Raw genomic sequence first — 26,508 nt, 5'->3', positions numbered from 1 at the left:
AACGAGTAGAGAAAAAGGAGAGATTCGTGTGAAGCAGCGTGTAGCCGTTATTGGAGCAGGACCTGGAGGGCTCGCTTGTGCGATGTTGCTTGCAGGTAGAGGAATAGATGTCACCGTATATGAAAAACAACCGATAGTCGGGGGACGAACATCTCGCGTTCAGGTCGGAGAGTATCAATTTGATCGTGGTCCTACCTTTTTAAACATGCCGCATATTTTAGAGAATCTATTTACGAGTATCGGCCTAGAGATGAAGGATTATTTGGATTTGAAAGCGTTGGATCCGATGTACACTCTGTATTTTAACGGGGGCAAAGATCATTTTACGATGACGACGGATCGTGATCGGATGAAACAGACGATTGAGCAACATTTTCCTGGAAATGGAGAAGGTTATGATCGTTTCATGGCAGAACAAGCCCTGAAGCTGGCAAAGCTAATGCCGATTTTACAGACGAAACACGATAAATTAACGGATTATCTATCTCCACGCGTCATCACGGCGCTACCGCGTCTTTCTCTCGGGCGTTCTTTATACGATGTCCTGTCCGATTATTTTACGAGTGAAGAGTTGAAATATGCCTTTACTTTCCAAGCTAAGTATTTAGGCATGTCAGCATGGGAATGTCCAGGCGGTTTTTCTATCTTGTCTTACATGGAACATGCTTACGGTGTCCATCACCCAATTGGTGGAATGAATCAAATTCCAGAAGCAATGAAACGGGCAGTGGAAGAACTCGGGGGAACCGTCCATCTTAATACAGGAATCAGTCAATTGATTTTGGAAGGGACGACCGCGACAGGAGTCATTCTCGAGTCGGGTGAACATGTTCTATACGATGATGTCGTTGTCGGAGCAGACTTTGCTCATGCGATGAATCATCTTGTGCCTGAAGGCGTCTTAAAGAAATGGTCGCGTCCGAAAATTGATCGCAAAAAGTTCTCTTGTTCGACGTTCATGCTGTACTTAGGTGTCAATAAATCCTTTGACGCCCCGCACCATACGATTTACTTTGCTGATGATTATGAAAAAAATGTCCGGGAGATGACTCAGACATTGGAATTATCAGATGACTTTTCATTTTATGTCCAAAATCCATCAATTATCGACGGGACACTTGCACCGGAAGGGAAATCATCTTTGTACGTCTTAGTACCAGTTCCGAATAATTATTCCGAACTTGACTGGGCGATTGAAGGACCTAAACTGCGCCGTCGTGTTCTCGATGCACTCGAACACCGTTCTCCTTATAAAGGTGTCGAAGCGGCAATTGAAGTGGAAGAGATGTTTACACCGGATGATTGGGAAGCAATGGGCGTCCACCAAGGGGCAACCTTTAACCTGGGCCATCAATTGACACAGATGATGTACTTCAGACCACATAACCGTTTTGAGGAATTAGACCATGTTTATTTAGTAGGCGGGGGAACGCACCCAGGAAGCGGATTGCCGACGATTTTTGAATCTGCCCGAATCACAGCCGATTTATTGACAAGTAAAGTAGGTGCTTTGAAATGAAGATTGGATTTGTTGGAGCAGGAGTCGGAACCTTGCACGCAGCTTTATTGTTAACAAAACGATACCCAGAAGTGGAAATCACGATTTTTGAAAAAGAGTCACGAGCAGGCGGTCGGCTCGCCTCTGTCGATTTCGAGACAGGCGGAAGAATTGACCAGGGACCGACGATCGTCTTAATGCCTGGGAAACTCCAGGAACAACTGAGAGAAGCCGGTCTTGAAGGTGTCGAGTTGGAACGGATTGACCCGTTGTATGATCTGCATTTTGATGACGGAACCGTTGTGACAAAACAAGCGGATGTGGTCGATCAAACGGTTGCGATTGAGCGTCAATTTGGAGAAGGTCGCGGGTTCCAAGAATTTATGCAACAAAAAGCAAAGGATTATGACGTCAGCGTATCGAAATTTTTAGAGCGGACCTATTTCCGTAAACGTGATTTATTACATCCGGATATGTTAGCGCCTTTAGTGAAGATGCATGCGATGGAAACGGCACATGACCACTTAAAACGTTTCTTTAAAAGTAAACACTTGCGAATGGCTTACAGCTTTCCGACCTTTTATATTGGAGGCAATCCGTATACGACACCTTCGATTTATGGACTGATCCCTTACCGGGAACAGGAAGAAGGCGTCTGGTATGTCAAAGGCGGTTATTTTTCCTTAGCGGAGCGGATGTACGAGGAACTTGTTCGACGGGGAGTGCGGTTCGAGTTTAACCAGCCGGTCGAACGTGTAATGATTAGAGAAGGTCAAGCTAAAGGAGTGTTTGTCAACGGACAAGAACATCTGTATGACAGCATCGTGTTGAATGGTGAGTTCCCGCTGATGGAATATCTGGTGGAAGGCAAGCAACCTAAAAAATATGTTCCATCAGGCGGTACACTGTTATTGTACTTTAAGATAAAAGGAAAAGTGGATCTACCGGTGCATCGTTTCCTGATGCCAAGCGATCTTCAACCTTTGATGACATCGATTTTTAAAAAAGATGAGTTACCGGAGCATCCGGCGGTGTATCTGTTTAATCCGAGTAAGGTGGATGATACATTAACGGAAGTGGATGACAGTGTCGTGTATGCACTGGTTCCATCACCACGCGGTTTTGACCGGGACCGGTACGAGGCTCATGGATTCATCGATCGGATTTTAGCCAAAATCGAGCAGCATATACCTGGATTCGAACAGCAGGTCATGGAAATGCAGGTTCGAACACCTCAAGATGCAAAAGAATTTGGATTGTATGAGGGCGGAAGTTTTGGAATCGCACCAACGATTCGCCAATCCGCTGCCTTGAAGACACAAGCAAAACCATACGCTGATATTGAACGATTATATGCAGTCGGCGCATCTGTCCATCCATGTGGAGGCGTTCCGATCGTCATGATGGGAGCGACATTACTTGTCAATCGAATGGAACAAGAGATGAGGTGGAAAAGTGGATACAGTGACGAACGCGTACGTGATATGTGAACAGACGATTCAAAGCGGATCTAAAACGTTTTATAAAGCCTTTTCCTTATTACCGAAGCAAGATCGGATGGCGGTGTATGCCATTTACACATTTTGTCGGTTTCTCGACGATACAGTAGATGAATCCGCCACTCCAAAAGAAAGTTTAGCAGAATTTTTAGAAGAGTTTCGTTTGTTCCGATCGGGTCACTTAATTAATAAACCACTATGGATTGCACTCGCAGATGTCTTTAAAAGATATGAGATGGATGAAACGCCGTTTTTAGAACTGGCAGAAGGTATGCGGTGGGACATCGAGAAAAACCGGTATCAGTCACTGGAAGAGACGGAAAAATATAGTTATTATGTCGCGAGTACGGTTGGTTTGATGTTGTTACCGATTCTTGCACCCAAACAAAATGATTTACGGGAGTCGGCCATTCAACTCGGAATCGCGATGCAATTGACGAACATCCTCCGGGATGTAGGCGAGGATGCAAAACGAGGACGTGTTTATTTACCGAAAGATTGGATGGACCAGTATGGTGTGACGACAGAATCGTTATTAACAGGAACGCCTTCTGGAGACTTTGCTGGATTATGGGAGGCATTGGCTTTAAGAGCAGAGCATTTATATGATGCAGCAACCCCTTCGTTTGATCGCTACCCGAAAGAAAGTCGCCGTGCGCTGAAAGTGGCGGCCTTACTTTACCGGGGAATTCTGGACGCGGCACGTGATAATCAATACGATGTGTTCACAAAACGTGCCTATGTCAGCCGTTGGCAAAAGATGAAGTTACTCGCCACGATTTAAAAAAACTCCATAAAAAAAAGACCTTGGCGGGGACCAAGGTCTTTTTTATGGAGTTTAGACCGGGGAGTCTAAACTGAAATCTGTTTGTACAAAATCAGATACATATTTCCAACAAGACGGGTCGCGATCCACGGGGATGGATCAGTTGATGATTGAGCCGTCTGTAAACTGATTGGGATGAGACGATCTAAGGGGGAACGTCGTAAGTCATGCCAAACAGTTTACGGTGGTGTATCCGTTGAACAAGTGGGTCTTGAACAAACGATTAAGACAAAACAGATATGTTAAGTTCCTAAACGCTTTTGACTCGGGGAAGTCACCATGCGCTTGATTGAGGATGTGGGGTCAATCACTACCTCTTGAACTCGAAGTAATCGTATCAAATCTAAGTTGTCCGTACAAGTAATTGATATGCAATTCACATAACGTTCACAGGGTAGAGGCGACAGCGGACACGATTCGTTCGCTTGCCAGTTTTCCTGAAAGCGTCACCATTGGACTACCGCCACCAGGATGCGTCGATCCACCGGCAAAAAACAAATTGTGAACATTCTTTGAACGGTTGCTTGGACGCATGAAAGCGCCACGTGTGCCATTTGAAGAAAGACCATACAGCGAACCATGATACGCTGAAAATTTTTGTTCAATGTCTTGCGGGGTAATCCGCTGTTCGAATAAAACGTCAGACGTGATATCGATTCCGAACTGTTGCAGACGTTGATTGATAATTTTATCATACGTATCAAAATCAATAGCAGACCCTTTATGAGTAGCCGGAGCATTTACAAGAACAAACAGGTTGTCGCCGGCTTCTCCCATTTCCGGTGCAGTGACCGAAGAGTTCGAGATGTAAATGGTCGGTTCTTCTGCATAACGATGTTGATTAAACAAAGCTTCGAACTCAGCTTCATAATCAGAAGAGAAAAAGACATTGTGATGCGCGAGTCCATCAATACGGCGTCCAAGTCCGATACACCGGACATAAGCAGAAATCGACGGCTCCATTTGTGAGGGTGTTGGATTTTTAAAGTCAGGCCGTACGGTTTCTGAAATCAATCGTGGATATTGTGTCAGCAAATCACCGTTTAAAACGATGAAATCAACAGACAGGTAATCGACGTGATTGAGTTCAATTTCTGTTGCCAACTGATTCGTCACTTCAATCTGCGTCACTTCGTCTCCTAACCGGAAAATAACGCCAAGTTCGCGGGCGCGACGGGCAAACCCTTCGGCGATGGTCGTATTTCCGCCACGTGTGAAATAAACACCGTCATTCAACTCGAGATGGGCAATCAAACCGAATGTAGCGGGTGCTTGAAATGGGCTGCTTCCAATGTAGGTTGCATAACGGTCAAGTGCTTGAATCAACTGGGGGTCCTTAAAATATTTTTTGTGTAGTCCATGCAGTGTTTTTAAAGGATGAACCTTGATCATGTCGCGCAATAAGGAAAAATTGAAATAAGAGTCGATATTGATGAAAAATTGTTGTTTAGCGATATTGTACAGTTCCTTAACCTCGTCCTGATAACCAGTAATATCATTTTTAGCAAGCTGACCATTCGTAAAACGGTCGACTTCAGTCCGCATCGCCTCACGACCACTGGCGAATGTCAACGAACGTCCATCCGGAAAGTGATTGACGGTATGACGTGTCAATTTCTCAAACGTAAAGTAGTCATCTGGATCTGCTCCTGACTCTAAAATGACGGATTGAAAGATTTCAGGCATCGTGATGGTATTGGGACCGAAGTCAAACCGGTGTCCCTCAGACGTAATGGGCATCATCTTTCCACCGATGTGTTCGTTGCGTTCAATGACAGTAACTTTAAACCCTTTTGAAGCCAGTGAGATGGCGGCACTCAAACCGCCAAGCCCCGCTCCGATGACTGCGATATGTTTCATGACAATAAAGCCTCCTTAAGAATATGTCCGACCCTTCCAACTGATTTCCCTTTTATTGAATCTTCGAATCATCGCCGTCGCTAGCAGGACGACATAAAGAATGACCGCAAGTGGATGCCAAAACCAGGCATGAAAAATCATTGCCTTCCGGTCAATGCGGTAACGGGCAATCATGATCAAAAGAAACGCTCCGAGTGTCCAAATCGACGGGAATATGAACACGAGCGGTAAAGCGGCGGCTTGAACAAGGTAAAACAACAGGAAATAGCTGCCTACTGCATAAGAATCGTTCATACCGCGGAAAACGTTTTTCAGGAAACCTTGCCACACATCACGGTTAGTCGCATACATGTCACAGCTGACATAGGGAGCCACATGAACAAGTGTCGTCGTAAAACCGTTTTGTTTAAAAGCCCGACATAGCTCCAAATCGTCGACGAGTGCCATTTGAATGGCTTGATGTCCACCAACGTGTTCGTAAGCTTTACGTTCGACGAGAACGACCATACCGTTTGCCGCTGCAAAGGCAGGGTGTTTGACCTTCCGAAATGCAATCGGCAGATGTTGGGCGATTAAGACGTGCTGCATCGGAATCAGGCACTTTCCGAGAAAGGTTGGAACGGGGAATGACGGGAAGCCTGACAAGAAGACCGCCTGTTCTTTTTGCAACGTCGCATAGAGGCGGGGAACCGTATCTGCTGCCAAAGTAATATCAGCGTCTAAGAACAACAGGTACTCTTCATGCGTCGCACTCGCGAGTTGATGACAAGCATGGACTTTCCCAGCCCAGCCAGATGGTAAATCAAGACCATCGATGATTGTGAACTGATCCTCTCCGCCGACAAGGCGGACTAACAAATCACGTGTCTGATCAGTCGAGCGGTCTTCATATAAATAGACATGCATATTCGGATGAAGCGCTTGTCGTAACGAACGAATCAGTTTCTCGACATTCCGTTCTTCGTTTCGAAGTGGAATACAGATTGCAAGACTTGGCGGAAGAACAGGTTCGCTTAATTTCGGTAAGAATGACAAGTTGATGAACGTATAGAGACAAACAAAAGTTGCAATGACGAACAGTACGACCATCATGAACGGATCGCCTGTAACCACTGTTCCGTTTTAACGGGGAGCGGTTCCTTTCTCGTAGTCAACACACGATACGATTCAATCCGTTCTTCGATCGCATCAGTCCGGACATCATCATACAGCAGGGTCATCGCGTCCGTTAAGTAACGTAACTGCTCTGAACTACGTCCTTCAGGTAATTGAATCGTCCGGGTCCGGATGTAGACATCCGGCTGTTGTTCATGACCAAATGAGTAATAAAATGAAAACAAGGAGATGGAACGGGCTGCTTTTGCCAGATGTGTCGCTCCGCTACTGAGCTGTAATGGTCGTTCTTCTTGATGCCGTTCTTCCCCTTGAGGGAACATCCAGACACTGCTTCCATTCGCCAATTGATCTTTTGCATACTGCAGGCTTTGTTTGATTTCCGCAAACGAACTCCGGTCGATGGAAAATCCGCCGAGTCGAGTAAAGAAAGGAAAACGTTCCAGTCCCTGCTCATCAATCATGACGTAAGGATCGTGATGCAAAACCGTTTGATCGAGATGAAACAAAATCATACCGTCCCACCACGATCCGTGTGTTGCGAGCATCAAGCCGGGGGTCGGTAAATCATCGGCCCGGTAGAGAATCCGGTGAAATTGTTTTCGGATTAAACGTTCTTTGACATATAGATGAAAAGCGTGTTCAGCTAATTTGTTTTTGTTTGCTTTTTGCAAGAGGAACGCCTCCTTGTGTGAGCCAATAGGTAAGACCTGCGAGAAGGCTGATTAACGTGACGCCGTAAAGACCCGCGACACCTGCTGTCAGACCAAACAACGTATGGAGCATTAAAAACAGATACTGATTATTTCGTTCAAGGGCTGTGATTGTGACCTGTTGTTCAAACCGGGCAATCAGGAGAGCAAAGAAAAGTGCCGTTCCATACCAGCCAAAAAAATTTTGGGTCGGGATGTCATAATACAATCCGCCATCCTGCCAGATCCAATACGATTTGACGTTAGCTGCTACCGGATCAATCGCTAAATCCAACCAAACGGCAAACAGCGGCACCAGAATCACAGTATTGAAGCGAAATGGAAACCGGCGTGAGAAGGCAAGACTTGCTCCCATGACGGATAACCAGGCGGCACCGATCGTAATCGGTACACCGAGCAGTTGTACACCAAAATCTGCTTCGTATGCGTATGTGCCGAACGGCCAACCTGTATGGACGCCGATGGATTCGATGAGGATTGAACCAAAGAAAATGACTGGAATGATGAAACGTCCTTTTGGCAAGACATCCCAGAGATAAAGAGCGGCATATAAACCAGATGCAAATAAAAAAACGGCATTTGCCCATTCAAGCCAAGGGGGCAGTAAGGAAAAACCGACTAAAATCAGTCCGATGAAAAACCAAATCGTAAAAAATAACCAAAGTTTATTTTGGAACCGATCCATCATAAGTGTGTCCTCCATCTCTATGTATTCTGATATTAGTATACCTGTAGGAATGGGCGACGAGCCAGAATGGAGGTGGAATTCACTGTATTAAAAAAACAGACCGAGTGAATCGGTCTGTTTAATCGATTTGATGACTTTTTTGTTTTTTCTTTTTGATGAAGGAAAACAATAAAAATGCGATATACAATGGCACTGCGACGAACCAGAAGGTCGACCACTCGTTGCTGCGGGCAATCATCACATAAGTCACATACAGTAACGTAAACGTGATGACGAATGTATGTCTAGGTACCGGAATATCTTTGAAGCTCGGGATTTTGACTCGACTTACCATTAAAAAAGCGAGTGCAGTAAAGACGAGTGGCACCATTAAATCATTCATACGTCCACTGAATAGGGTGACGACGGCTAAAATACCTCCAGCCGCTGTAATCGGGACGCCGGAAAAATAAGCAGAAGCCACATTAGTAGCCGAGAGATTGAAACGGGCTAAGCGAAATGCACCAAATAGAGGGAACAAAGCCGCAATCAGCAAACCGATTTCTCCGAAATCATAAAAATAAGTGTAATACGCCATCATGGCTGGAGCGACACCAAAAGTCACGACATCAGCTAGTGAATCCAATTCTTTTCCAAAGTCACCTGCGACACCAAGCATTCGGGCAATCCGACCATCCAAACTATCTAACATCATCGCGATGACGATCAGTAAGGTCGCATTTTGAAAATCTCCCCGCGCCGCCATGACGATGGCAAGAAAACCACAGTATAAATTTCCGAACGTAAAGAGGTTCGGAATAGAGTTACGTACACGTTCTTTCCACAAAATGATTCCTCCTGCCACTTCTTCGATACTATCCATCATATCATAAACAACTGATAGATATCAGCGGTTCATGAAGACAACCCCGTTCGTGAAGCGCAGAAAATCATCAGGAGCGAGTTTGATTTGCAGACCGCGTTTTCCAGCCGAAATAATGATGAATTCTTGATTCAGGGCCGAATCCGATAAAAGGACCGGGAAAGGTTTTTTCGCACCAATCGGGGCGACACCTCCTCGGATGTACCCCGTTAGTTGCTTCAAGTCTTTCATTGGCACTAAATGTGCTTTCTTGGCCGACACTGTTCGTGCGACGGCCTTTAAACTCACTTCTTCTTCACCGGAAATGACAGCAAACACATGTTGATATGAGTCTGTTTCTAAAACTAATGTTTTAAAAATAGACGAAAGCGGGTAATTAATCTTTCTAGCTACATGTTGAGCGGATAAATCCTGTTCATCAACAGGATAGGAAAGCAAGTCGAACGGGATGTCAGACTGCTTTAGAAGTCTCGCGACGTTCGTTGTGGTCATGTTGGTCTCCTTTGACGACAGCGTATTGAGCCCACTTCCGACTGTTCCAACGTTTTAAGGCAAAGATGCCACGGAACCATTCGTCGGCAGAAAAGGCGATCCAGATACCGAGTAAGCCAAGTCCGTATTGCAAGCCGAGTGTATAGCTGAGAACAACGGCGATTCCCCACATCGAGAGAATACCGATGGCGACAGGGAAACGGACGTCCCCGGCTGATTTCAACGTTCCCATCAGAACGATATTCATGGCACGACCTGGTTCAAGAATGACACTTGCCCATAATAATGGAATACCGATAGCGATGATTTCCGGGCTTGATGTGAACATCGACAGAATCGATGTTCCGACTGATGCCAGTGCAACGGCAGAAACGAAGCTTGCAAAAACAGCGATTTTCAGCGTTTTTACAGCACGGGCATGTGCTGCTTCAAATTGTTGCGCTCCAACTTGGCGGGCGACTAATAATTGTGTTCCTTGTGCGATAGCTAATGTAAACAAGAAACAAAGCATCGTGATATTCGAGACATAAACGCGTGCAGAAAGAGCCGATTCACCGATTGTGGCGATAAAGCCGGTAATGATCAATTGAGAAAATTGATAGGAGACACCTTCTCCGGCAGAAGGAATTCCGATATTCATGATACTTTTGATATCACGTCGATTAATTTGAATCAAATCTTTTAATTTAAAGCGTAAAGACAGTTTCCGGTAAACAACGAAAAAGAGTAAAACGACTGCCACTGTTCGGGCAACGACGATCGACCAGGCGACTCCGGCGACTCCAAGGACAGGAATACCAAATAATCCGAGGACAGCGATGACGTTACCGAAGGCACTGACGAAGTTCATCAATAACGTGACATACATAGCATTTTTTGTGAAACCATGACTGCGTAAGATAGCACCGAGTGTAAGAGAAATGGCTTCTAAGAATAAGAAGAGACCAACAATCTTTAAGAACGTTTCGCCGTACACTAATGTTTCTCCTTCTAAAGAGAAGAATCCGAGCAATTGTTTTCCGAACAAAGCGACGAGTACGGAAATGATTAAACCGATGTATAGGTTGATGGAAAAAGCAGATCGTGCGGTCTGGCGAGCATCTTGAATCCGTTTCGCACCTAAATATTGACCGATGATGATGGTCGCTCCAACGGATGTGATGTTAAACAGAATGATAAAAATGTTAAGCACCTGATTGGAAACACCGACAGCAGCTGCTGCACTGTCCGAATAATAGCTCAGAATCAATGTAGCGATGATTCCGAGGCTCATATGAAGCGCGATTTCAATGAATAGCGGCCATGTAATTTGAAATAATGATTGTTGTTTAACTGTTTTCATAAATTTAATTCCCCTTTAAGTCCGTAAAACGTATTGTCTTTCTGTATCTTTTGGAAACTATACGCCTTCAATTTTCATAATGAAAGAGGAAAAGTGGAGCTTTCATAAAAAAAGAAGGTATTTAAAAGGATTTTCATAAAACATCACGAATACATCATAATGAATGGATGTTCATTTTTGAAATGGAGGGGAATGGAATGAAAAGTGAAGTCAGTTATACCGTTGCAGAGCAGGTTGCGACCATCACGTTGTCACGTCCGGAACGACTAAATGCACTTACATCGACACTTTTAACTGAATTAGCGGAGTCCATCGAAGAGGCGAATCAAGATGATAACGTGCGGGTTATCGTTTTGACAGGGGCCGGGCGTGGATTTTGTGCGGGACAAGATTTAAAAACCGTTCAACCTGGCATGGATCATGGAGAATACTTAAAACAATACTATCATCCAGTCATTCGAGCACTTGCGACGACGAAAAAACCAACTATCGCTGCCATTAATGGTGTCGCTGCGGGAGCAGGATTATCTCTGACATTAGCCTGCGATTTCCGAATCGTGCGGGATGATGTAAAATTATCGCTCGGCTTCATCAATATCGGATTGGTTCCAGATGCCGGTGCTCCGTACTTCTTACCCCGGTTGATTGGATCGGCTAAAGCACTGGAACTGGCCTTATTAGGTGAAACGATTACGGCACAACAAGCGTACGACTACCATTTGGTGACGAAAAGCATTGCCGCCGAACAGTTTGAACAGGAAGTGGCTTCTTTTGCCAAACTTCTTGCCAATCGGCCGACGAAAGTCATTGGGTATATCAAACAATTACAAACAGCGAGCTCTGAATCGACACTCGAGGATATGTTGGCTCAAGAGATCATTTACCAATCCCGTGCCGGAAAGACAGAAGATCATCAGCAAGCCGTTCAAGCTTTTTTAGAAAAAAAAGCGCCCGTCTTCATTGGGCGTTGATGACATGATGGAAGATAAAAAGGGCTTTCCGGTAAGATGCCGGGAAGTCCTTTTTAGCATTCATTTGATTTTCTGTTTGATTTTTTGGGCGGTTGCATGAGTACGATCCGTTAATGCGGTCGAGGTTCTGAATAAAATGATTCCGAGGAAAGCAGAAACGAAAATATACAATCCAGTTAACGTGACGAAAGCTCCGCTAGCAAGTGTGATGAAGAGAATCGAGAATTCTCCGCGTGGTCCTAAACAAAACCCGGACTCAATCGCATGATAGTTGGAGAGTCCAAACGATCGTCCACCCAGGAAACCAACAAGAAATTTCGACAAAAGTCCCCAAACGACTAATGCAAAGAAAAACCAGTCTAATGGAAGTCCTTCCGTCATCTCAAACGACATCCCGAACGAAATGAAGAATAAAGGTAACAGTAAATCTTGGAATGGTGTGACTAGTCTTTTCAAATAACGTGTCTCTTTGATTTCAGTTAGTAAAATCCCGACGATGAACGCACCAAGGACTTCGGACAACCCAAACATGATTCCAATTCCTGAGAAAGTCAAAATTAATCCGATGATTCCGATCCCGGCGTCCGGGTGCCGATAAAGGGAGTCGACGACTCTCGATTTTTGGCGGATGAAGACCGTTAAAAAAATCAATGCACTGAATAAGAAAATAAATCCAAGAAAAATCGTTCCGACTTTTACGAAGGTGAACTCTTGTGTTCCGAGAACAAACGGGGCACTTGTTAATAAAAGGGGTGCCGCCAAATCTTCAAAGATGAGTAACGAGAGGACAAACCGATTCACGTCTTTGTGTTTGTCTGGCTCCCGGTCGAGCAGACGAGCGGAAATCGATGAACTTGTTGCATAAAGGACACAACCAATTAAAAACGCCTCGGGTACGGAAAACCCAAAGGCCAAGGTCAAGAGGAAGGTACCGCCAAACGACAGGATAAGATCAATCAGTCCTGCTTTCCAAATATTCCGAAACTGGATTAATAAGTCAGCGACAGAAAACTTTAGACCTAACAGGAAAAACAAGACGATGATGCCAGCTTCCCCACCCAGCTTTAACTCTTCCGGCAAATCGTAGTAAAGGCCAAGTACGATTCCGATCAGGATGAAGGCAAGAATGCTCGGGAGATGAAACCGTTCACTGAGATAACTGACTGCGAATAAGCCAATCAGAATCAACCCCGCATAAAGAAATATTTCCATGAGAGAGTATTCCCTCCTTTCTTTCCTCTTTACCCTAAATCAAAAGCCTTAATTGGCTTGTAACAGAAATGAAAAAAGACAGTCTTTTTGCTATTGAGCAAAAAGGCTGTCTGAAAATCAAATTACTTGAATGATTGTTCCGGTATATGGAGCGAGCGTCACCTCTAATGAAGGAAGCGGCGTGTTTGAAAAGAGATCCATTCCTTGACCAGATTGAGGAGCTGGAATCGTAGCTTGATGATTGGAGTTATTAAAGTAGACGTAATATGTCCCGTCTTGACTCATGCGGCGCATGATGATGGTATTCGTTTCATCGTCGGCATGGACGAATGAGATATGCCCGTGATTGGCAAGTGTCTTATGCTGCTTTCGCAACTGAAGTAAATGTTTCGTGTACATCAGTAGGTTCAAATCCTGCTCTTCCGGATTCCACGGCATGCATTTCCGGCAACCTGGATCTTGATCACCATCTAGTCCGATTTCATCTCCATAATAGATGACCGGGCTTCCGGAGAATGTCAGCATGGATAACAGCAGCAGGCGCATCTTATTTTTATCGTTTCCGGCACGCGTTAAGGCACGTGGCGTATCATGTGAACCAATCAAGTTAAACGTCACTTCGTTGACATTGACCGTGTTCGAAAATAGGACATGCGACATGTCGTTGGCATAGGCAGAAGCGGATGTTTTATCGAGTGCAAAGAAATTGAGCGCAGCATTCGTGAACGGATAGTTCATGACGGCATCAAATTGATCACCGAGCAACCACTCCTGTGAGTCATGCCAAATTTCTCCGAGAATATACGTCTCCGGATTCACTTCTTTAACGACAGAACGGAAATCACGCCAGAAGGCATGATCGACTTCGTTGGCAACATCAAGACGCCAGCCGTCGATTCCGAATTCTTCGACCCAGTAACGGGCGACATGGAGTAAGTATGCTTTCACTTCCGGGTTTTCCGTATTGAACTTCGGCATTTCCGGAACAAATGCAAACGTATCATAGTTTGGCATCGGCTCGGTTACGAGCGGGAAGTTTCGGAGGTGGAACCAGTCCCGGTAAGAAGAATTGCTACCGTGTTCCCGAATGTCGGCAAATGCTTTATGATGGAAACCGGCATGGTTAAAGACGGCATCGAGCATGATCCGAATACCGTTTTCGTGCAGTAAATCAACCATTTCCTTGAACTTTTCTTTTGTTCCGAACTGGGGATCGATTTCTAGATAATCAATCGTGTCATATTTATGATTGGACTTGGCTTCAAAAATCGGGCAGAAATAGATACCGGTGATTCCAAGATCAACTAAGTAATCGATTTGATCAATGACCCCCTGGAAATCACCACCGAACAGATTTGTCGTTGTAGGTGCAGTACTGTTCCAAGGAAGAGTACCGGCAGGATCATTGCTTGAATCTCCATTGGCAAAGCGGTCGGGGAAGATTTGATACCAAACCGTATCCTTGACCCAGTCCGGAGCATGGAAGACATCAACTTTGTTTAAATAAGGTACACAGAAGTAATATCCGGTATCATCTAACGGTTTTTCATCAAACCAACCACGTTCGGTAAACACTTGGCTCGAATGTCCATCATGGAGCCGGAATCCGTAGCGCAGACGGCGAAAAGGAGGCACGACATCAATGAACCAATAATCGAACAACTCATCTGACCCGCTCCGTTTCATAGGAGTTTCGAAAGTATTCCAATAGTTTGATTTGGACGGATCAAAATTCCAATCGGCATCATCCGGGTTTTCAGTATGCCAATCATACGGATCTCCCCAAATAAGATCGACGTGATCTACATCATTTTTTTTCGTCTGCAATCGAACATGAATCGTTTTGTCATCATACTTATAGACGAACGGTGACATCGCGCGGTGGAAAACAGCTTCTTTCAGCATTTTGGTCACTCCCTATGTGCAATCGCTTGCATTCTAATATAATTGTCCTCGACCTAAGAATAGTGAAGCGCTTTCTTAAAGTCAATTGGAATTCCAGAAAAAAACAAGGCGGACAGGGAATCCTTCCATATTAGCGCAATCGATTGCACTTAGTTGTGCAAACGGAATGAATGTAAACGTTTTCTTTTTAAAATGATTTTACTAATGCATCGAATCGTTTGTTAAGAATACTTTTCGGAAATCTTTTTTGAATGTAAGGAAATATTTAAAGAAAAGGACTTGTCAAAAGGATTTTAGATTGTATAATAAAAATGTAAAGGTGATGCAAACGTTTTCATAAAACGCTTACAACCCCTCGGTTGTTATCATGAGAAAATGGTTGTGCCTTTATGCAAACGTTGTGCATCAGAACTTATCATTCGTACGTTAACTTGGGGAGGAATTTTCGAACATGGAAATCAAAAAATTAGTAGCAGGTCTTTCAGTATCTGTCATGGCAATTGGTGCTCTTGCAGCATGTGGTGGTGGAACGGATTCAGGTTCTTCTGATACAAGTTCAGAAGGCGGTAAAAAACCAACTAAAATCGTGATCTGGGAAGATACAGAAAAAGCGGAAACAACTAAAGCCGCTGCTAAAGCATTTGAAGAAAAAGAAGGCGTCAAAGTTGAAGTCAAAGAAGTTAAAATGACGGATCAACAAAAGAAAGTCGCTCTTGATGGTCCAGCAGGAAAAGGTCCGGACATCATTCTTCTTCCACATGATCAAATCGGAACAGTCGTTGACCAAGGGTTGATTGCTGAACTCAAAGACGGTGAAAAAGCACTCGAACCTTTCATCGATACAGCTAAATCTGCCGTTACATTTGACGGTAAAGTTTACGGCTATCCTAAAGCTGTCGAAACACCGATTCTTCTTTTCAACAAAGATGAGTTAAAAGAAGCACCGGCTTCAATGGATGACCTATACAAAATTTCAACAGAACAGAAAAAAGACGGGAAATACGGTTTCCTCGCACTTTGGGATAACTTCTACTTCGCACACGGTCCAATCGGTGGATACGGTGGGTACGTCTTTAAAGAAAACGGTGGAAAACTTGATCCTGCTGACATCGGTCTCAATAACAAGGGTGCAGTTGAAGGAATGGATTACATCGGTAAATGGTACAAAGAAGGACTCTTCCCGAAAGGTTTGATTGGCGGTGGCGGTGGTCAAGCAATGGACCAATTGTTCGGCGACAAGAAAGCAGTCGCAGTCATGAACGGACCATGGGCAGTCGCAAGCTATAAAGAAAAAGGCATCAACTTAGGTGCTTCAGCACTTCCGAAGCTTCCAAACGGTGAAGCGATTAAAACATTCGTAGGTGTTAAGACGTATGCTGTTTCAGCTTACTCTGAAAACCAAGAATGGGCAGAAAAGTTCCTCGCGTCACTGACTGGCGAAGAAAACGCGAAAGCGATGTTTGAGAAATACAATGAAATCCCACCGGTCACTTCACTTCAAGAAGATGCAACAATCAAAGATAACGAAGTGGCAGCAGCCGTCTTCGCACAGTCTAAAGACGGTGTACCAATGCCGAACATCGCTGAGATGGGTCAAGTTTGGGAGCCGATGGCAGCAGCACTTCAACTCGTTGCTACAAACAAACAAGATGCACAAAAATCAGCTGATGACGCTGTAAAACAAATCAAGCAACAAATCGAAGCAAACAATCAATAATCAACTGAATCACTGACACAGAATTAAAGAAAGGGGGATCTTGGATTCCCCCTTATCTTTATGGTTGGAAGAGAAGCCTGAGGTCAGACATGACCTTTGGAAAGGAGAACAGACGATGGCGGCCATTGCGACACCACAACCCACGAAAACACCAAAGCCAAAAACGAATCACCGGACGATTGCAGCAGCGATATCGATCGTTCCAGGAATGGGACAACTGTACAACAAACAATTTTTAAAGGGTGCGACATTCTTTATCGTCGTTCTGTCATATTTTTTAGTTAACTTCGAACTGTTTTTTAAAGGTGCTGGGAACGGTCCTGGAGATCGCGGAGCGATCTGGGGATTGATTACACTCGGTGAGGTAGCAGGCGTAAGGGGGGATCACTCGATCTTCTTGATGGTCGAGGGAATCATTGCATTGATTCTGCTTGTGTTTGGTATCGCCATTTACGTCTGGAACTTTATCGATGCGTATCGAATCGGTAAGCTCCGTGATTTGGAATTAGAAGTACCTTCTTTGAAAATGCAGCTGCGGAACTTCCGAGACAATGGATTCCCGTATGCCATGCTGATTCCATCGTTGGTTCTCCTAGTCTTCACGGTCGTCTTACCCTTGATTTTCACGTTTTTGATTGCCTTTACAAACTATAAGTTCAACAACTCACCGCCTGCAAAGCTTGTCGACTGGATCGGGATTCAAAACTTCCTGAACATCTTTACGGTCGATATCTTCCGTGACACATTCGTCAGTGTCTTAGGATGGACGCTCGTCTGGACTGTTGCTTCGACAACTGGTGTCATTGCGATTGGGATTGGTCTTGCCGTCTTGTTAAATCAAAAAGGACTAAAAGGAAAACGTTTCTTCCGTTCGATTTTAATCCTATCGTGGGCTGTACCGGCATTTATCACGATTTTGATTTTCCGTTCGATGTTCAATGAGACATTTGGTGTCTTTAATACGACATTGCTTCCTGCCATCGGCCTTGATAGCGGTGTCGAGTGGATGACAGATCCGACGTATACGAAGCTTGCTTTGATCGGAATTCAGTGGTGGCTCGGTTTCCCTTACATCATGACATTGACGACGGGGATTCTGCAGTCGATTCCAGAAGATTTATACGAAGCGGCAACGATTGACGGTGCGACTTCAGGTGAAAAATTCCGCCTGATCACATTACCGATGATCTTATTTGCGACAGCTCCAATCTTGATTACGCAATATACATTTAACTTCAACAACTTCAACATCATCTATCTCTTTAACAACGGGGGACCGGCTGTTCCGGGTCAGTCGGCCGGCGGAACGGATATCTTGATCTCCTGGATCTACAAACTCTCGCTTGGTTCGAATCCGCAATACGGATTTGCCGCGGCGATTACACTCGTGCTTTCGTTCTTCATCATGACGATTGCAGTCATTCAGTTTAAACGTTCAAAATCATTCAAAGATGAGGATATGATCTAATGAGAAAACAAAACCGAATCAATATGGCGTTGTCATACCTCATTTTGACGATCGCCTCGATAATTATCGTGTATCCACTCTTATGGGTTGTCGGCACATCGCTCAACCCGGGGAAAAGCATCACTTCGGATATCTTCCCAAGCAATCCGACATTAATTCATTACTTTGATTTATTTGATGCAACACAAACGGATTATGGCATGTGGTATTTGAACACCATCAAAATCGCTGTCATTACAATGGTCGTCTCAGTCGCATTGATTACGTTGACAGGTTATATCTTTTCACGTTACCGGTTCGTCGGACGTAAAAATTCATTGATCCTGTTCCTCGTACTGCAGATGGTTCCGCAATTTGTTGCAATCATCGCGATTTACGTTCTGTTGAACATGTTGCAATTGTTTGATACGCATTTGGCATTGATTCTCCTGTATGCAGGGGGAGCGATTCCGATGAACACGTATCTTGCGAAAGGATATTTTGATACAATACCAAAAGAACTGGATGAAGCGGCACGGATGGATGGAGCAGGACATCTTCGGATTTTCTGGCAGATCATTCTTCCACTTGCAAAACCAATGGTTGCTGTTATTGCTTTGTTCAACTTCATGGCACCGTTCAACGACTTTATCCTGGCGTCACTTGTTCTCCGTTCACCGGAGAAACAGACACTTGCTGTTGGACTGTACAACATGGTTTCGGAGCAATTCGATAATAACTTCACATTGTTTGCGGCAGGTGCCGTATTATCAGCAGTACCAATCGTTCTTCTGTTCTTCGCCTTCCAGCGTTTCTTCGTATCTGGATTGACGGCAGGTGGAACGAAAGGTTAATCAATCAAGGGGGAATCAGCGGCATGAGACGAGGCGTGATGCTTCTCCTCTTGCCGCTTCTCTTGTCTATCGGAATGTTTCCGCAGACAAGCGAAGCTGCAGGGTGGGAAAAAGAACGAATGTATTTCATCATGGTCGACCGGTTTGAGAACGGTGACAAAAGTAATGATTTAGAGGCAAATCCAAACGATCCAAAAGCTTTCCAAGGCGGTGACTTGGCAGGTGTCACGAAACGTTTGGACTACATCAAGGATCAAGGATTCACATCGATTTGGCTGACACCCATCTTTAAGAACCGTCCAAATGGTTATCATGGGTATTGGACAGACGATTATTATGAGATTGATCCGCACTTCGGAACAAAAGAAGAATTTAAAACACTGGTCGAAGAAGCACATAAACGTGATCTTAAAGTGGTGCTTGATTTAGTCGTTAACCATTTAGGTCCGAATCATCCGCTCGTAAAAGAAAAACCGGACTGGTTCCATAAAGAACAGACGATTATGAACTGGAACAATCAAGCGGAAGTCGAGAACAATTGGCTGTTTGATTTACCGGACTTTAATACAGAAAATAAAGAAGTCGTGAAGTATTTGATTGACGTCGCGAACTACTGGGTGGATGAGACCGGAATCGACGGTTACCGACTCGATACCGTCCGTCACGTGCCACCGGCTTTTTGGAAAACATTCATACCGGCCGTCAAAAAAGAGCACCCGGATCTCTTTTTATTAGGCGAAGTATTTGACGGTGATCCGCGTAAGATTGCGACCTATTCGAAATTAGGATTTGATTCCGTGACGAACTTCCCGTTTTACTATGGGATCAAGGATCAGTTCGCCCGCAAAAATGGTTCAGCGGAAGAGCTGGATTCGGTTTATAATCGAGATACTACGTTTAATCCGAAAGCGATGTCACTAGCGAACTTTATTGATAATCATGATTTGAAACGCTTTATTACGGAAGCAAAAATTGGTGGGACCGCTGATGAGGAACGACAACTGCGTTTAGCCTTGTTCGCCTTGTATGCAGCACCCGGTATGCCAATCGTCTATCAAGGAACAGAGGTCGCGATGCCTGGTGGAGAAGATCCGGGAAATCGAATGATGATGGAATTTGATAAAAACGATAAGATGCAGGAATATGTACAGACGCTCAATAAGATGCGTAAGAACTATCCGGCTTTCGAAACAGGGAAACAACGGTTGGTGGCTAAAACCGATCATATGGCTGTCTTCGAACGAAAAGCCAAAGACCAGTCTGTCTTATATGCCATCAATTTAGGGGAAAAGAAAACGACGTTGCGTGTGAAAGCATCAGAAATCGGTGATGATCAACGCCTTCGGGGATTGTTGTTCTCTGACGTGGTACGTCAAGACGGAGATGCCTATGAAGTGACGCTCGATGCGAGCAGCGCGAACGGATATGTCGTGGAACGTTCACAGGTCAATTGGGTCTCGCTCGTTGCGATTGGATCAATCGCTCCAATCCTTGCCTTAATCATTTTATTCGTCCATCGACGACGGATCAATCGGACAAAGGAAACACACTAAAATACATTTGTAGGGAAATGATGAGGTGAAAGGGATGCAAGTAACAATCAAGGATGTCGCAAGAGAAGCGAACGTTGCACCATCAACGGTCTCACGTGTAATTGCCAACAGTCCGCGCATCAGTCAAAAAACAAAAGAACGTGTCCGCCAGGCGATGGAAGAGCTCGGCTACTATCCGAACGTCCATGCCCGGAGTCTTGCCAATCGAACGACTCAAGCCATCGGTCTTGTCATGCCTAGTGCGGCAACGAAAACACTTCAAAATCCGTTTTTCTCGGAAGTAATCCGCGGCATTAGCACGAAAGCGCATCAAAACGGTTATTCCTTATATATGACGACAGGGGTTTCGGAAGAAGAAGTTTACGAAGGTGTTGTCTCGATGGTTCAGGGTCGTCGAGTCGATGGTGTCGTCGTCTTGTATTCCCGGACAGATGACAAGGTCGTTCAATTTTTGCAAGATTCGAAGTTTCCATTCGTCGTCGTCGGGAAACCATTTAGTGACTCCTCGCATGTCACATATGTTGATACGGACAATTATCTCGCAGGACGTGAGGTCACGAAGTATTTACATCAACTCGGACATGAGTGCATCGCGTTTGTCGGAGGATCGCAAGACTTAGCGGTCACGCAGGAACGGGTCGGTGGTTATAAAACAGCTTTAATGGAAGAAGGACTACCAATCCATGAATCCTATATCGTCAGTGCACCGTTCATGACGACTGGCGGAGCGGACGCCGTCAAACGATTGATGTCGCTAGAACACCCGCCGACGGCTGTCGTCGTCAGTGATGACATGATGGCGCTTGGTGTCATGAGTACGCTGAATGAGATGGAAATCAGTGTACCCGATCAGATGGCGGTCGTCAGTTTCAACAATCTGTTCATCGCGGAGTTTTCCAGTCCGCCGTTGACATCGGTTGAAATCAACATCTTCGGTTTAGGGTTTGAAGCAACCAACTGCCTGATTGAACAAATGAACGAAGAGGCGACACCATATGGGAAACGTGTCATCGTCCCTCATTATTTAGTTGTTCGTCAATCTTGTGGCGGTACAGTGAAGTAAATACTCTCCCGAAACACCACTTGTCCGGTTAGGATAAGTGGTGTTTTCTGTTGAAGAAAAGGAACCATAAACCAATCGGGAACACGAAATGACCACACGGATCGAAAAAGATTTTTATTTTCGTGCAAACGATTGCATTAACGATGATTATGTGTAGAATAAAGAATGTAGAGAAAATTAAAACGCTTACAAAAAGGTGCTTGGGCATCCATTTGATTAAGAATAAAGGAGCGACTTATAATGAAACGATTGTTTGATATTAATGAGTGGAAAATTACGGAACAAGGTTTTCATCCAGAAGATAACCGCCTTGCTGAATCGATGACGGCGATTGGGAACGGCCATATGGGAATGCGCGGAAATTTTGAAGAAGATTACTCTGGAGACACGCATCAAGGGATGTACGTCGCTGGTGTCTACTACCCAGACAAAACCCGAGTCGGCTGGTGGAAAAACGGTTATCCGGAATATTTCGCAAAAGTTTTGAATGCGGTGAACATCATGGGACTTCGTGTTTCAGTCAATGGGAAAAATGTCGATTTGAACGAGTGGGAAGTTGTCGATTTCAAACGGGAACTCGATATGCAACATGGTGTTCTGACACGGACGATGCTGATCAAAAATGGTGTGGAAGAAACAAAAATTGAATCAAAACGTTTCTTCTCGATCGTCGATAAAGAACTGGCTGCACTTCGATATACAGTCACACCCGTTAACTTTGATGCGGAAGTGGTCATCGAATCATACCTTGACGCTGACGTCGAAAACGAAGACTCCAACTATGATGAGAAATTCTGGCTTCCGGTAGAGCACGGAGCCGAAGAACGATTTGCCTATGTTACTTCTAAAACGAAGAAACTGGATTGGCACGTCACGGCTGCCATGATTACTGATGTTGAGGGCGCGAGATGTGAAGTGCTTGAAAGTACATTACAGTATGTCGCGAATCGTTTCACGAAACAGGTACCGGCGGGTGAAGCGGTGACAGTTGAAAAGTTAGTAGCACTCGTGACGAATCGTGACTATGAGATTGAAGACTTATTGGCGCAGGCGATGAAACGTGTGAATGATGCGTTTGAGAGTGGATTTGACACTGTACTTGCAGCACATGAAGCGGCCTGGTTGAAACACTGGGAAGAGGCAGATGTGAAGATTGAAGGCGATGTTGAAGCTCAACAAGGGATTCGTTTTAACATCTTCCATATGTTCCAAACGTATACAGGCGAAGATTCCCGCCTGAACATTGGACCAAAAGGATTTACCGGAGAAAAATACGGCGGAGCGACATATTGGGATACAGAAGCATACTGCCTGAACTTCTATCTTGCGACATCGAAGCCCGACGTTGCTTGGAACTTATTGAAGTATCGTCATAACCAACTGCCGCAAGCAAAAGAAAATGCGGATAAGAATGTTGGGATGAAGGGTGCTTTATACCCGATGGTGACGATGAACGGGGAAGAGTGCCACAATGAATGGGAAATCACGCATGAAGAAATTCACCGGAATGGTGCGATTGCCCATGCCATTTATAACTATACGAATTACACAGGAGATACATCCTACCTCGGACAATACGGCTTTGAAGTACTTGTTGAAATCGCACGTTACTGGGCAAGTCGCGTCAACTACGTCCCTCATAAAGATGTCTATATGATTCTTGGTGTCACAGGACCAAATGAGTACGAAAATAACGTCAACAACAACTGGTATACGAACTTAATGGCTGCTTGGTGTCTGGAATACGCTCAGACGGTCTATCGTCATCTCGAGCAAGAAGAACCGGCGCGTCTGGAAGAATTGATTCATCAATTAGCTATTACGGATGAAGAATTAGCTCACTGGGCCGATATTGATCAAAAAATGTATTATCCGAAAGACGATTCCGTTCCAGATGTGTTCATGCAACAAGATGGTTTTATGGATAAAGAACAGATTATGGTCGCGGATCTTGATCCAAAACATCTTCCTTTAAATCAAAATTGGTCGTGGGACCGTGTCTTACGTTCTGTCTTCATCAAACAGGCTGATGTCTTACAAGGACTCTATTTCCTGACGGATCGTTTCTCGATCGAAGAGAAGAAGAAGAACTTTGATTTTTATGAGCCGCGTACGGTCCATGAGTCCTCACTTTCACCGTGTATCTATTCCATCATCGCGGCCGAAGTAGGTTATGAAGAAAAAGCAATGGAACTTTATCAACGTTCCGCACGGCTTGATCTTGATAACTACAACAATGATACAGAGGATGGTCTCCACATCACATCGATGGTCGGATCGTGGATGTCGATCGTTCACGGGTTTGCCGGACTTCGTGTCGAGCAGGGAACGCTGTCCTTCAAACCGATGTTGCCGAAGGGCTGGACAAGTTATTCGTTCCGGATGCAATGGCGCGGACATCACATCTTGGTTCAGGTCAAACAGAACGAAGTATGTATCGAACAAAATGCAGGTGAAGCATTTACGTTACAGCTTCATGGTGAAACAGTTGAAGTCCCGTCAGAAGGAACGGTTACGATCCCGGCTTCGATGACTGTGTGATGAAATCAAGAAAAGGCAAACCGTCATGTTCTCATGAATCACGGTGGCAGATTTCAAATCTGCCGCCTTTTTTTTGTTTGAGAAAGAAAGTGTTCAACTTCTGAAAATGAGAGCGTTACCAAAAAAAGAAATATAATTCTTTCATCATCTTGACTATCCGGACACAATTGTTATGTGCTAAAGTGTTCCAAGATAGTTTATGAATGAGAGGAGAACACGGTGTGACAGCGGTTGTAAAGGAAAGTATGTTAAAAGTAATTGTCGCCTCGATTGGCGGGTTCGTCATCGCAGTAGCGATGAACTGGTTCTTGATTCCAAGTGGTGTTTACTCGACAGGATTTACAGGATTGGCCCAGATTTTAACGCAGGTATTGCAAGGAACGGCGTTTGCTTTTGGGGAAAACGTCTGGTTTTTAGTCCTGAACCTACCATTGATTGTTTTGGCATGGATTATGCTAGGACGCAGTTTTACCATCATTACATTGATTTCTGTTTTGGCGACAACGATTTTTATCGGACTTATTCCTCAGTATGCTGTCATTCCGGGTGATCAAACACTCAATGCCGTGTTTGGCGGTGTCTTGCTGGCAATCGGAACGGGGATTACGATTAAATTCGGGGCATCGACGGGTGGTTTTGATATCGTTGCGTTGATTTTTGCACGTTTCTCTGACCGTAGTGTCGGATTATATCTGTTTGTATTGAACTTCCTGATTGCGATTCTCGCTGGAGCGTTATTTGGTTGGTCGACGGCCCTGTACACGATTGTCTTCATTTATGTCACTTCGAAAGTCGTCGATGAAATCCATACAAGCAATCAACGGTTGACGATTTTCATCATTACGAATCATGCCGACGATATTACAACGGCACTTCACCAACACATCATTCGCGGCATCACCCAGATGCCGGCAATCGGCACGTATTCACGGGCTGAGAAGTCGACGCTGATGATGGTCATCGAACGGCATGAGTTGCGCGATATCGAGCGGATTTGCCGCGACGCAGACGAAACGGTGTTCATCAACGTCGTCGCAACAGACTCTGTAGTCGGGTACTTCCGCAAAGGATGAGGTTAAATAAGAAAGCCGGCTTTTCTGTCTGATGGACAGAGAAGCCGGCTTCTTTTGATGACATTAAATCAGACCGAGAACATGTTTCAGATAGTAGGCAATCCCGTCTTCTTGGTTCGTCTTGGTCGTGCCGTTAGCAACCAGTTTTAACGCGCCGATGGCATTGCCCATCGCGACACCATGCCCAACATACTCGAGCATTTCCAGGTCGTTTTCTTCATCACCAAAAGCAATGATCTGTTTTTGTTCAATCCCGAGATGACGCGAAATTTGTTGTAAGCCAATCGCTTTACTCGTACCTTTTCGCATGACCTCGACCATATATTCCGGTTTGACCCACTGGCGGTTTAAGACCGTTTCAGCGTGAATGCTTGAAAGTTCGGATCGGATTTCCTGAACATGTTCGCCTTTGGCGTGAATCAACAGCGATGTCGGTTCATGTTGCAGGACCTTTCGTAAATCGCCGGTCGTCACGGATAAGGCATGATCCGTGTAAAATTCATAAATACCAATCGGATCATTTTGGAAGTAAACATGATCCGTCACCTCACAGACGATATTTTGTGTTTTCGAGTCCGATACCGACTCCAAGATGTGTTGAACGGTTTTCAGGGGAATCGGATGATGGCTGACTTCGAAATGGCGATCCTGCGGATGATGAACAAGTCCGCCGTTAAAATTGACGATCGGTGTCGTCAATCCAAGCTCATCGTAATAGCGTTTGGCGTGCCGGAAAGGACGCCCTGTGGCGATGACGACTTCATGACCATTGTCGCGTGCAGTTCTCAACGCGTGTAAGTTGGCCTGACTGATGGTTTTGTCGTCGCGTAATAATGTTCCGTCTAAATCGACGGCAATCAGATGACGTTGCATAGGATACTCACTCCACTCTGGATTCATTACGTTTACTGTAGCATAATCGACTGAAAAATAACTAAAATTGTCTGTGGTTTGAATTCAGGAAAGCGTTTAAAAAAATCGGAGAAAAGCTGTCCGCTGTCCTAAAAAATGATATACTACGAAACGTAGGACATTAAAAAGTAAGTTAAGAAATGGAGGGGGAAGAATGCGTTTTCTCGTTACATTCTTCTGGTCGTTCTTACTCGTGAACACAGCTGTGTTCATCGTATCAGCGGTCGATGCAGTCACGTATAACTTCGGATTCGCGACAGCTATGTCAGTCGTGACTTCACTTGTCGTCTTCGCACTTGATGCAGTCAATGAAGATCTTGGTCTTGGTCAAGGGACAAAGGCAGAATAAGGTAAAAGCGAGATATCG

At 44.7% G+C, this 26,508-nt stretch carries 22 protein-coding genes; 12 read left to right on the top strand and 10 right to left on the bottom strand.

What is annotated here, in order from left to right; translation table 11 throughout:
* Nucleotides 1-28: 28 nt before the first annotated feature.
* The 3 genes from MUN34_RS10550 to MUN34_RS10540 are packed head-to-tail and all read left to right on the top strand — an operon-like array spanning nt 29 to nt 3,781.
* Entirely contained in the window at nt 29-1,519 is a 1,491-nt protein-coding gene (locus tag MUN34_RS10550; RefSeq protein WP_026829058.1) for a phytoene desaturase family protein, read from the top strand.
* On the top strand, nt 1,516-2,988 hold the full coding sequence (locus MUN34_RS10545; protein WP_247857754.1) for a phytoene desaturase family protein: 1,473 nt from the start codon (nt 1,516-1,518) through the stop codon (nt 2,986-2,988). The genes MUN34_RS10550 and MUN34_RS10545 overlap by 4 nt, the downstream gene beginning before the upstream one ends.
* A complete protein-coding gene (locus MUN34_RS10540; RefSeq protein ID WP_247857753.1) occupies nt 2,954-3,781 on the top strand; it encodes a phytoene/squalene synthase family protein in 828 nt (275 codons plus the stop codon). Before MUN34_RS10545 ends, MUN34_RS10540 begins: the two co-directional genes overlap by 35 nt.
* 429 nt (nt 3,782-4,210) lie before the next feature.
* On the opposite strand, the gene MUN34_RS10535 is transcribed toward MUN34_RS10540, so the two are convergent.
* From MUN34_RS10535 to MUN34_RS10505, 7 genes are all read right to left on the bottom strand, one after another.
* A complete protein-coding gene (locus MUN34_RS10535) occupies nt 4,211-5,683 on the bottom strand; it encodes a phytoene desaturase family protein (protein ID WP_026829055.1) in 1,473 nt (490 codons plus the stop codon).
* Between the two features lie 15 nt (nt 5,684-5,698).
* Nucleotides 5,699-6,775 carry a glycosyltransferase family 2 protein gene (locus MUN34_RS10530; protein ID WP_247857752.1) on the bottom strand — a complete coding sequence of 359 codons (1,077 nt, stop codon included), beginning with the start codon at nt 6,773-6,775 and terminating at the stop codon, nt 5,699-5,701.
* On the bottom strand, nt 6,772-7,470 hold the full coding sequence (locus MUN34_RS10525; protein WP_247857751.1) for a lysophospholipid acyltransferase family protein: 699 nt from the start codon (nt 7,468-7,470) through the stop codon (nt 6,772-6,774). The genes MUN34_RS10530 and MUN34_RS10525 overlap by 4 nt, the downstream gene beginning before the upstream one ends.
* The gene (locus MUN34_RS10520; protein WP_247857750.1) at nt 7,439-8,197 is read right to left on the bottom strand and encodes a carotenoid biosynthesis protein; all 759 of its coding nucleotides are present in this window, start codon (nt 8,195-8,197) and stop codon (nt 7,439-7,441) included. Before MUN34_RS10520 ends, MUN34_RS10525 begins: the two co-directional genes overlap by 32 nt.
* Nucleotides 8,198-8,315: 118 nt before the next feature.
* The gene (gene pssA, locus MUN34_RS10515; RefSeq protein WP_200868723.1) at nt 8,316-9,062 is read right to left on the bottom strand and encodes a CDP-diacylglycerol--serine O-phosphatidyltransferase; all 747 of its coding nucleotides are present in this window, start codon (nt 9,060-9,062) and stop codon (nt 8,316-8,318) included.
* A 21-nt stretch (nt 9,063-9,083) separates the two neighbouring features.
* Entirely contained in the window at nt 9,084-9,551 is a 468-nt protein-coding gene (gene ybaK, locus MUN34_RS10510) for a Cys-tRNA(Pro) deacylase (protein ID WP_247857749.1), read from the bottom strand.
* Nucleotides 9,511-10,893 (bottom strand): MATE family efflux transporter, encoded by a 1,383-nt coding sequence (locus MUN34_RS10505; protein WP_026829049.1) that lies wholly within the window; start codon nt 10,891-10,893, stop codon nt 9,511-9,513. The genes ybaK and MUN34_RS10505 overlap by 41 nt, the downstream gene beginning before the upstream one ends.
* A gap of 197 nt (nt 10,894-11,090) precedes the next feature.
* Here MUN34_RS10505 and MUN34_RS10500 point away from each other — a divergent pair, with 197 nt between their 5' ends.
* Nucleotides 11,091-11,864 (top strand): enoyl-CoA hydratase/isomerase family protein, encoded by a 774-nt coding sequence (locus MUN34_RS10500; protein ID WP_026829048.1) that lies wholly within the window; start codon nt 11,091-11,093, stop codon nt 11,862-11,864.
* Nucleotides 11,865-11,924: 60 nt separating this feature from the next.
* Here MUN34_RS10500 and MUN34_RS10495 read toward each other — a convergent pair whose 3' ends face one another.
* Both MUN34_RS10495 and MUN34_RS10490 read right to left on the bottom strand, forming a co-directional pair.
* Nucleotides 11,925-13,076, bottom strand: a complete 1,152-nt coding sequence (locus MUN34_RS10495; protein ID WP_026829047.1) for a cation:proton antiporter — start codon at nt 13,074-13,076, stop codon at nt 11,925-11,927.
* Between the two features lie 117 nt (nt 13,077-13,193).
* Complete coding sequence (locus MUN34_RS10490) at nt 13,194-14,981, bottom strand: glycoside hydrolase family 13 protein (RefSeq protein ID WP_247857748.1); 1,788 nt, start codon at nt 14,979-14,981, stop codon at nt 13,194-13,196.
* Nucleotides 14,982-15,438: 457 nt separating this feature from the next.
* Between MUN34_RS10490 and MUN34_RS10485 the strand changes: the two genes are divergently transcribed.
* From MUN34_RS10485 to MUN34_RS10455, 7 genes are all read left to right on the top strand, one after another.
* Nucleotides 15,439-16,698, top strand: coding sequence for an extracellular solute-binding protein (locus MUN34_RS10485; protein ID WP_026829045.1), 1,260 nt, complete (start codon nt 15,439-15,441; stop codon nt 16,696-16,698).
* Between the two features lie 115 nt (nt 16,699-16,813).
* Nucleotides 16,814-18,166 (top strand): carbohydrate ABC transporter permease, encoded by a 1,353-nt coding sequence (locus MUN34_RS10480; RefSeq protein WP_026829044.1) that lies wholly within the window; start codon nt 16,814-16,816, stop codon nt 18,164-18,166.
* Nucleotides 18,166-18,999 (top strand): sugar ABC transporter permease, encoded by an 834-nt coding sequence (locus MUN34_RS10475; RefSeq protein ID WP_012369657.1) that lies wholly within the window; start codon nt 18,166-18,168, stop codon nt 18,997-18,999. The genes MUN34_RS10480 and MUN34_RS10475 overlap by 1 nt, the downstream gene beginning before the upstream one ends.
* A 23-nt stretch (nt 19,000-19,022) precedes the next feature.
* Entirely contained in the window at nt 19,023-20,552 is a 1,530-nt protein-coding gene (locus MUN34_RS10470) for an alpha-amylase family glycosyl hydrolase (RefSeq protein ID WP_247857747.1), read from the top strand.
* Between the two features lie 34 nt (nt 20,553-20,586).
* Nucleotides 20,587-21,615 (top strand): LacI family DNA-binding transcriptional regulator, encoded by a 1,029-nt coding sequence (locus MUN34_RS10465; protein WP_026829042.1) that lies wholly within the window; start codon nt 20,587-20,589, stop codon nt 21,613-21,615.
* A gap of 240 nt (nt 21,616-21,855) precedes the next feature.
* Complete coding sequence (locus MUN34_RS10460) at nt 21,856-24,156, top strand: glycoside hydrolase family 65 protein (RefSeq protein WP_026829041.1); 2,301 nt, start codon at nt 21,856-21,858, stop codon at nt 24,154-24,156.
* A 221-nt stretch (nt 24,157-24,377) separates the two neighbouring features.
* Nucleotides 24,378-25,229, top strand: coding sequence for a YitT family protein (locus MUN34_RS10455; RefSeq protein WP_012369661.1), 852 nt, complete (start codon nt 24,378-24,380; stop codon nt 25,227-25,229).
* Between the two features lie 63 nt (nt 25,230-25,292).
* On the opposite strand, the gene MUN34_RS10450 is transcribed toward MUN34_RS10455, so the two are convergent.
* Nucleotides 25,293-26,102: a Cof-type HAD-IIB family hydrolase gene (locus tag MUN34_RS10450; protein WP_026829039.1), complete on the bottom strand. Its 810-nt coding sequence runs from the start codon at nt 26,100-26,102 to the stop codon at nt 25,293-25,295.
* 193 nt (nt 26,103-26,295) lie between these two features.
* Between MUN34_RS10450 and MUN34_RS10445 the strand changes: the two genes are divergently transcribed.
* On the top strand, nt 26,296-26,490 hold the full coding sequence (locus MUN34_RS10445; protein WP_012369663.1) for a YjzD family protein: 195 nt from the start codon (nt 26,296-26,298) through the stop codon (nt 26,488-26,490).
* The last annotated feature ends 18 nt before the right edge of the window (nt 26,491-26,508 follow it).

This window comes from Exiguobacterium sp. 17-1 (assembly GCF_023096305.1).
Classification (GTDB): Bacteria; Bacillota; Bacilli; order Exiguobacteriales; family Exiguobacteriaceae; genus Exiguobacterium_A; species Exiguobacterium_A sibiricum_A.
Note: the sequence above shows the minus strand (reverse complement) of the source record. Positions and strands in the feature narration are given on the sequence as shown.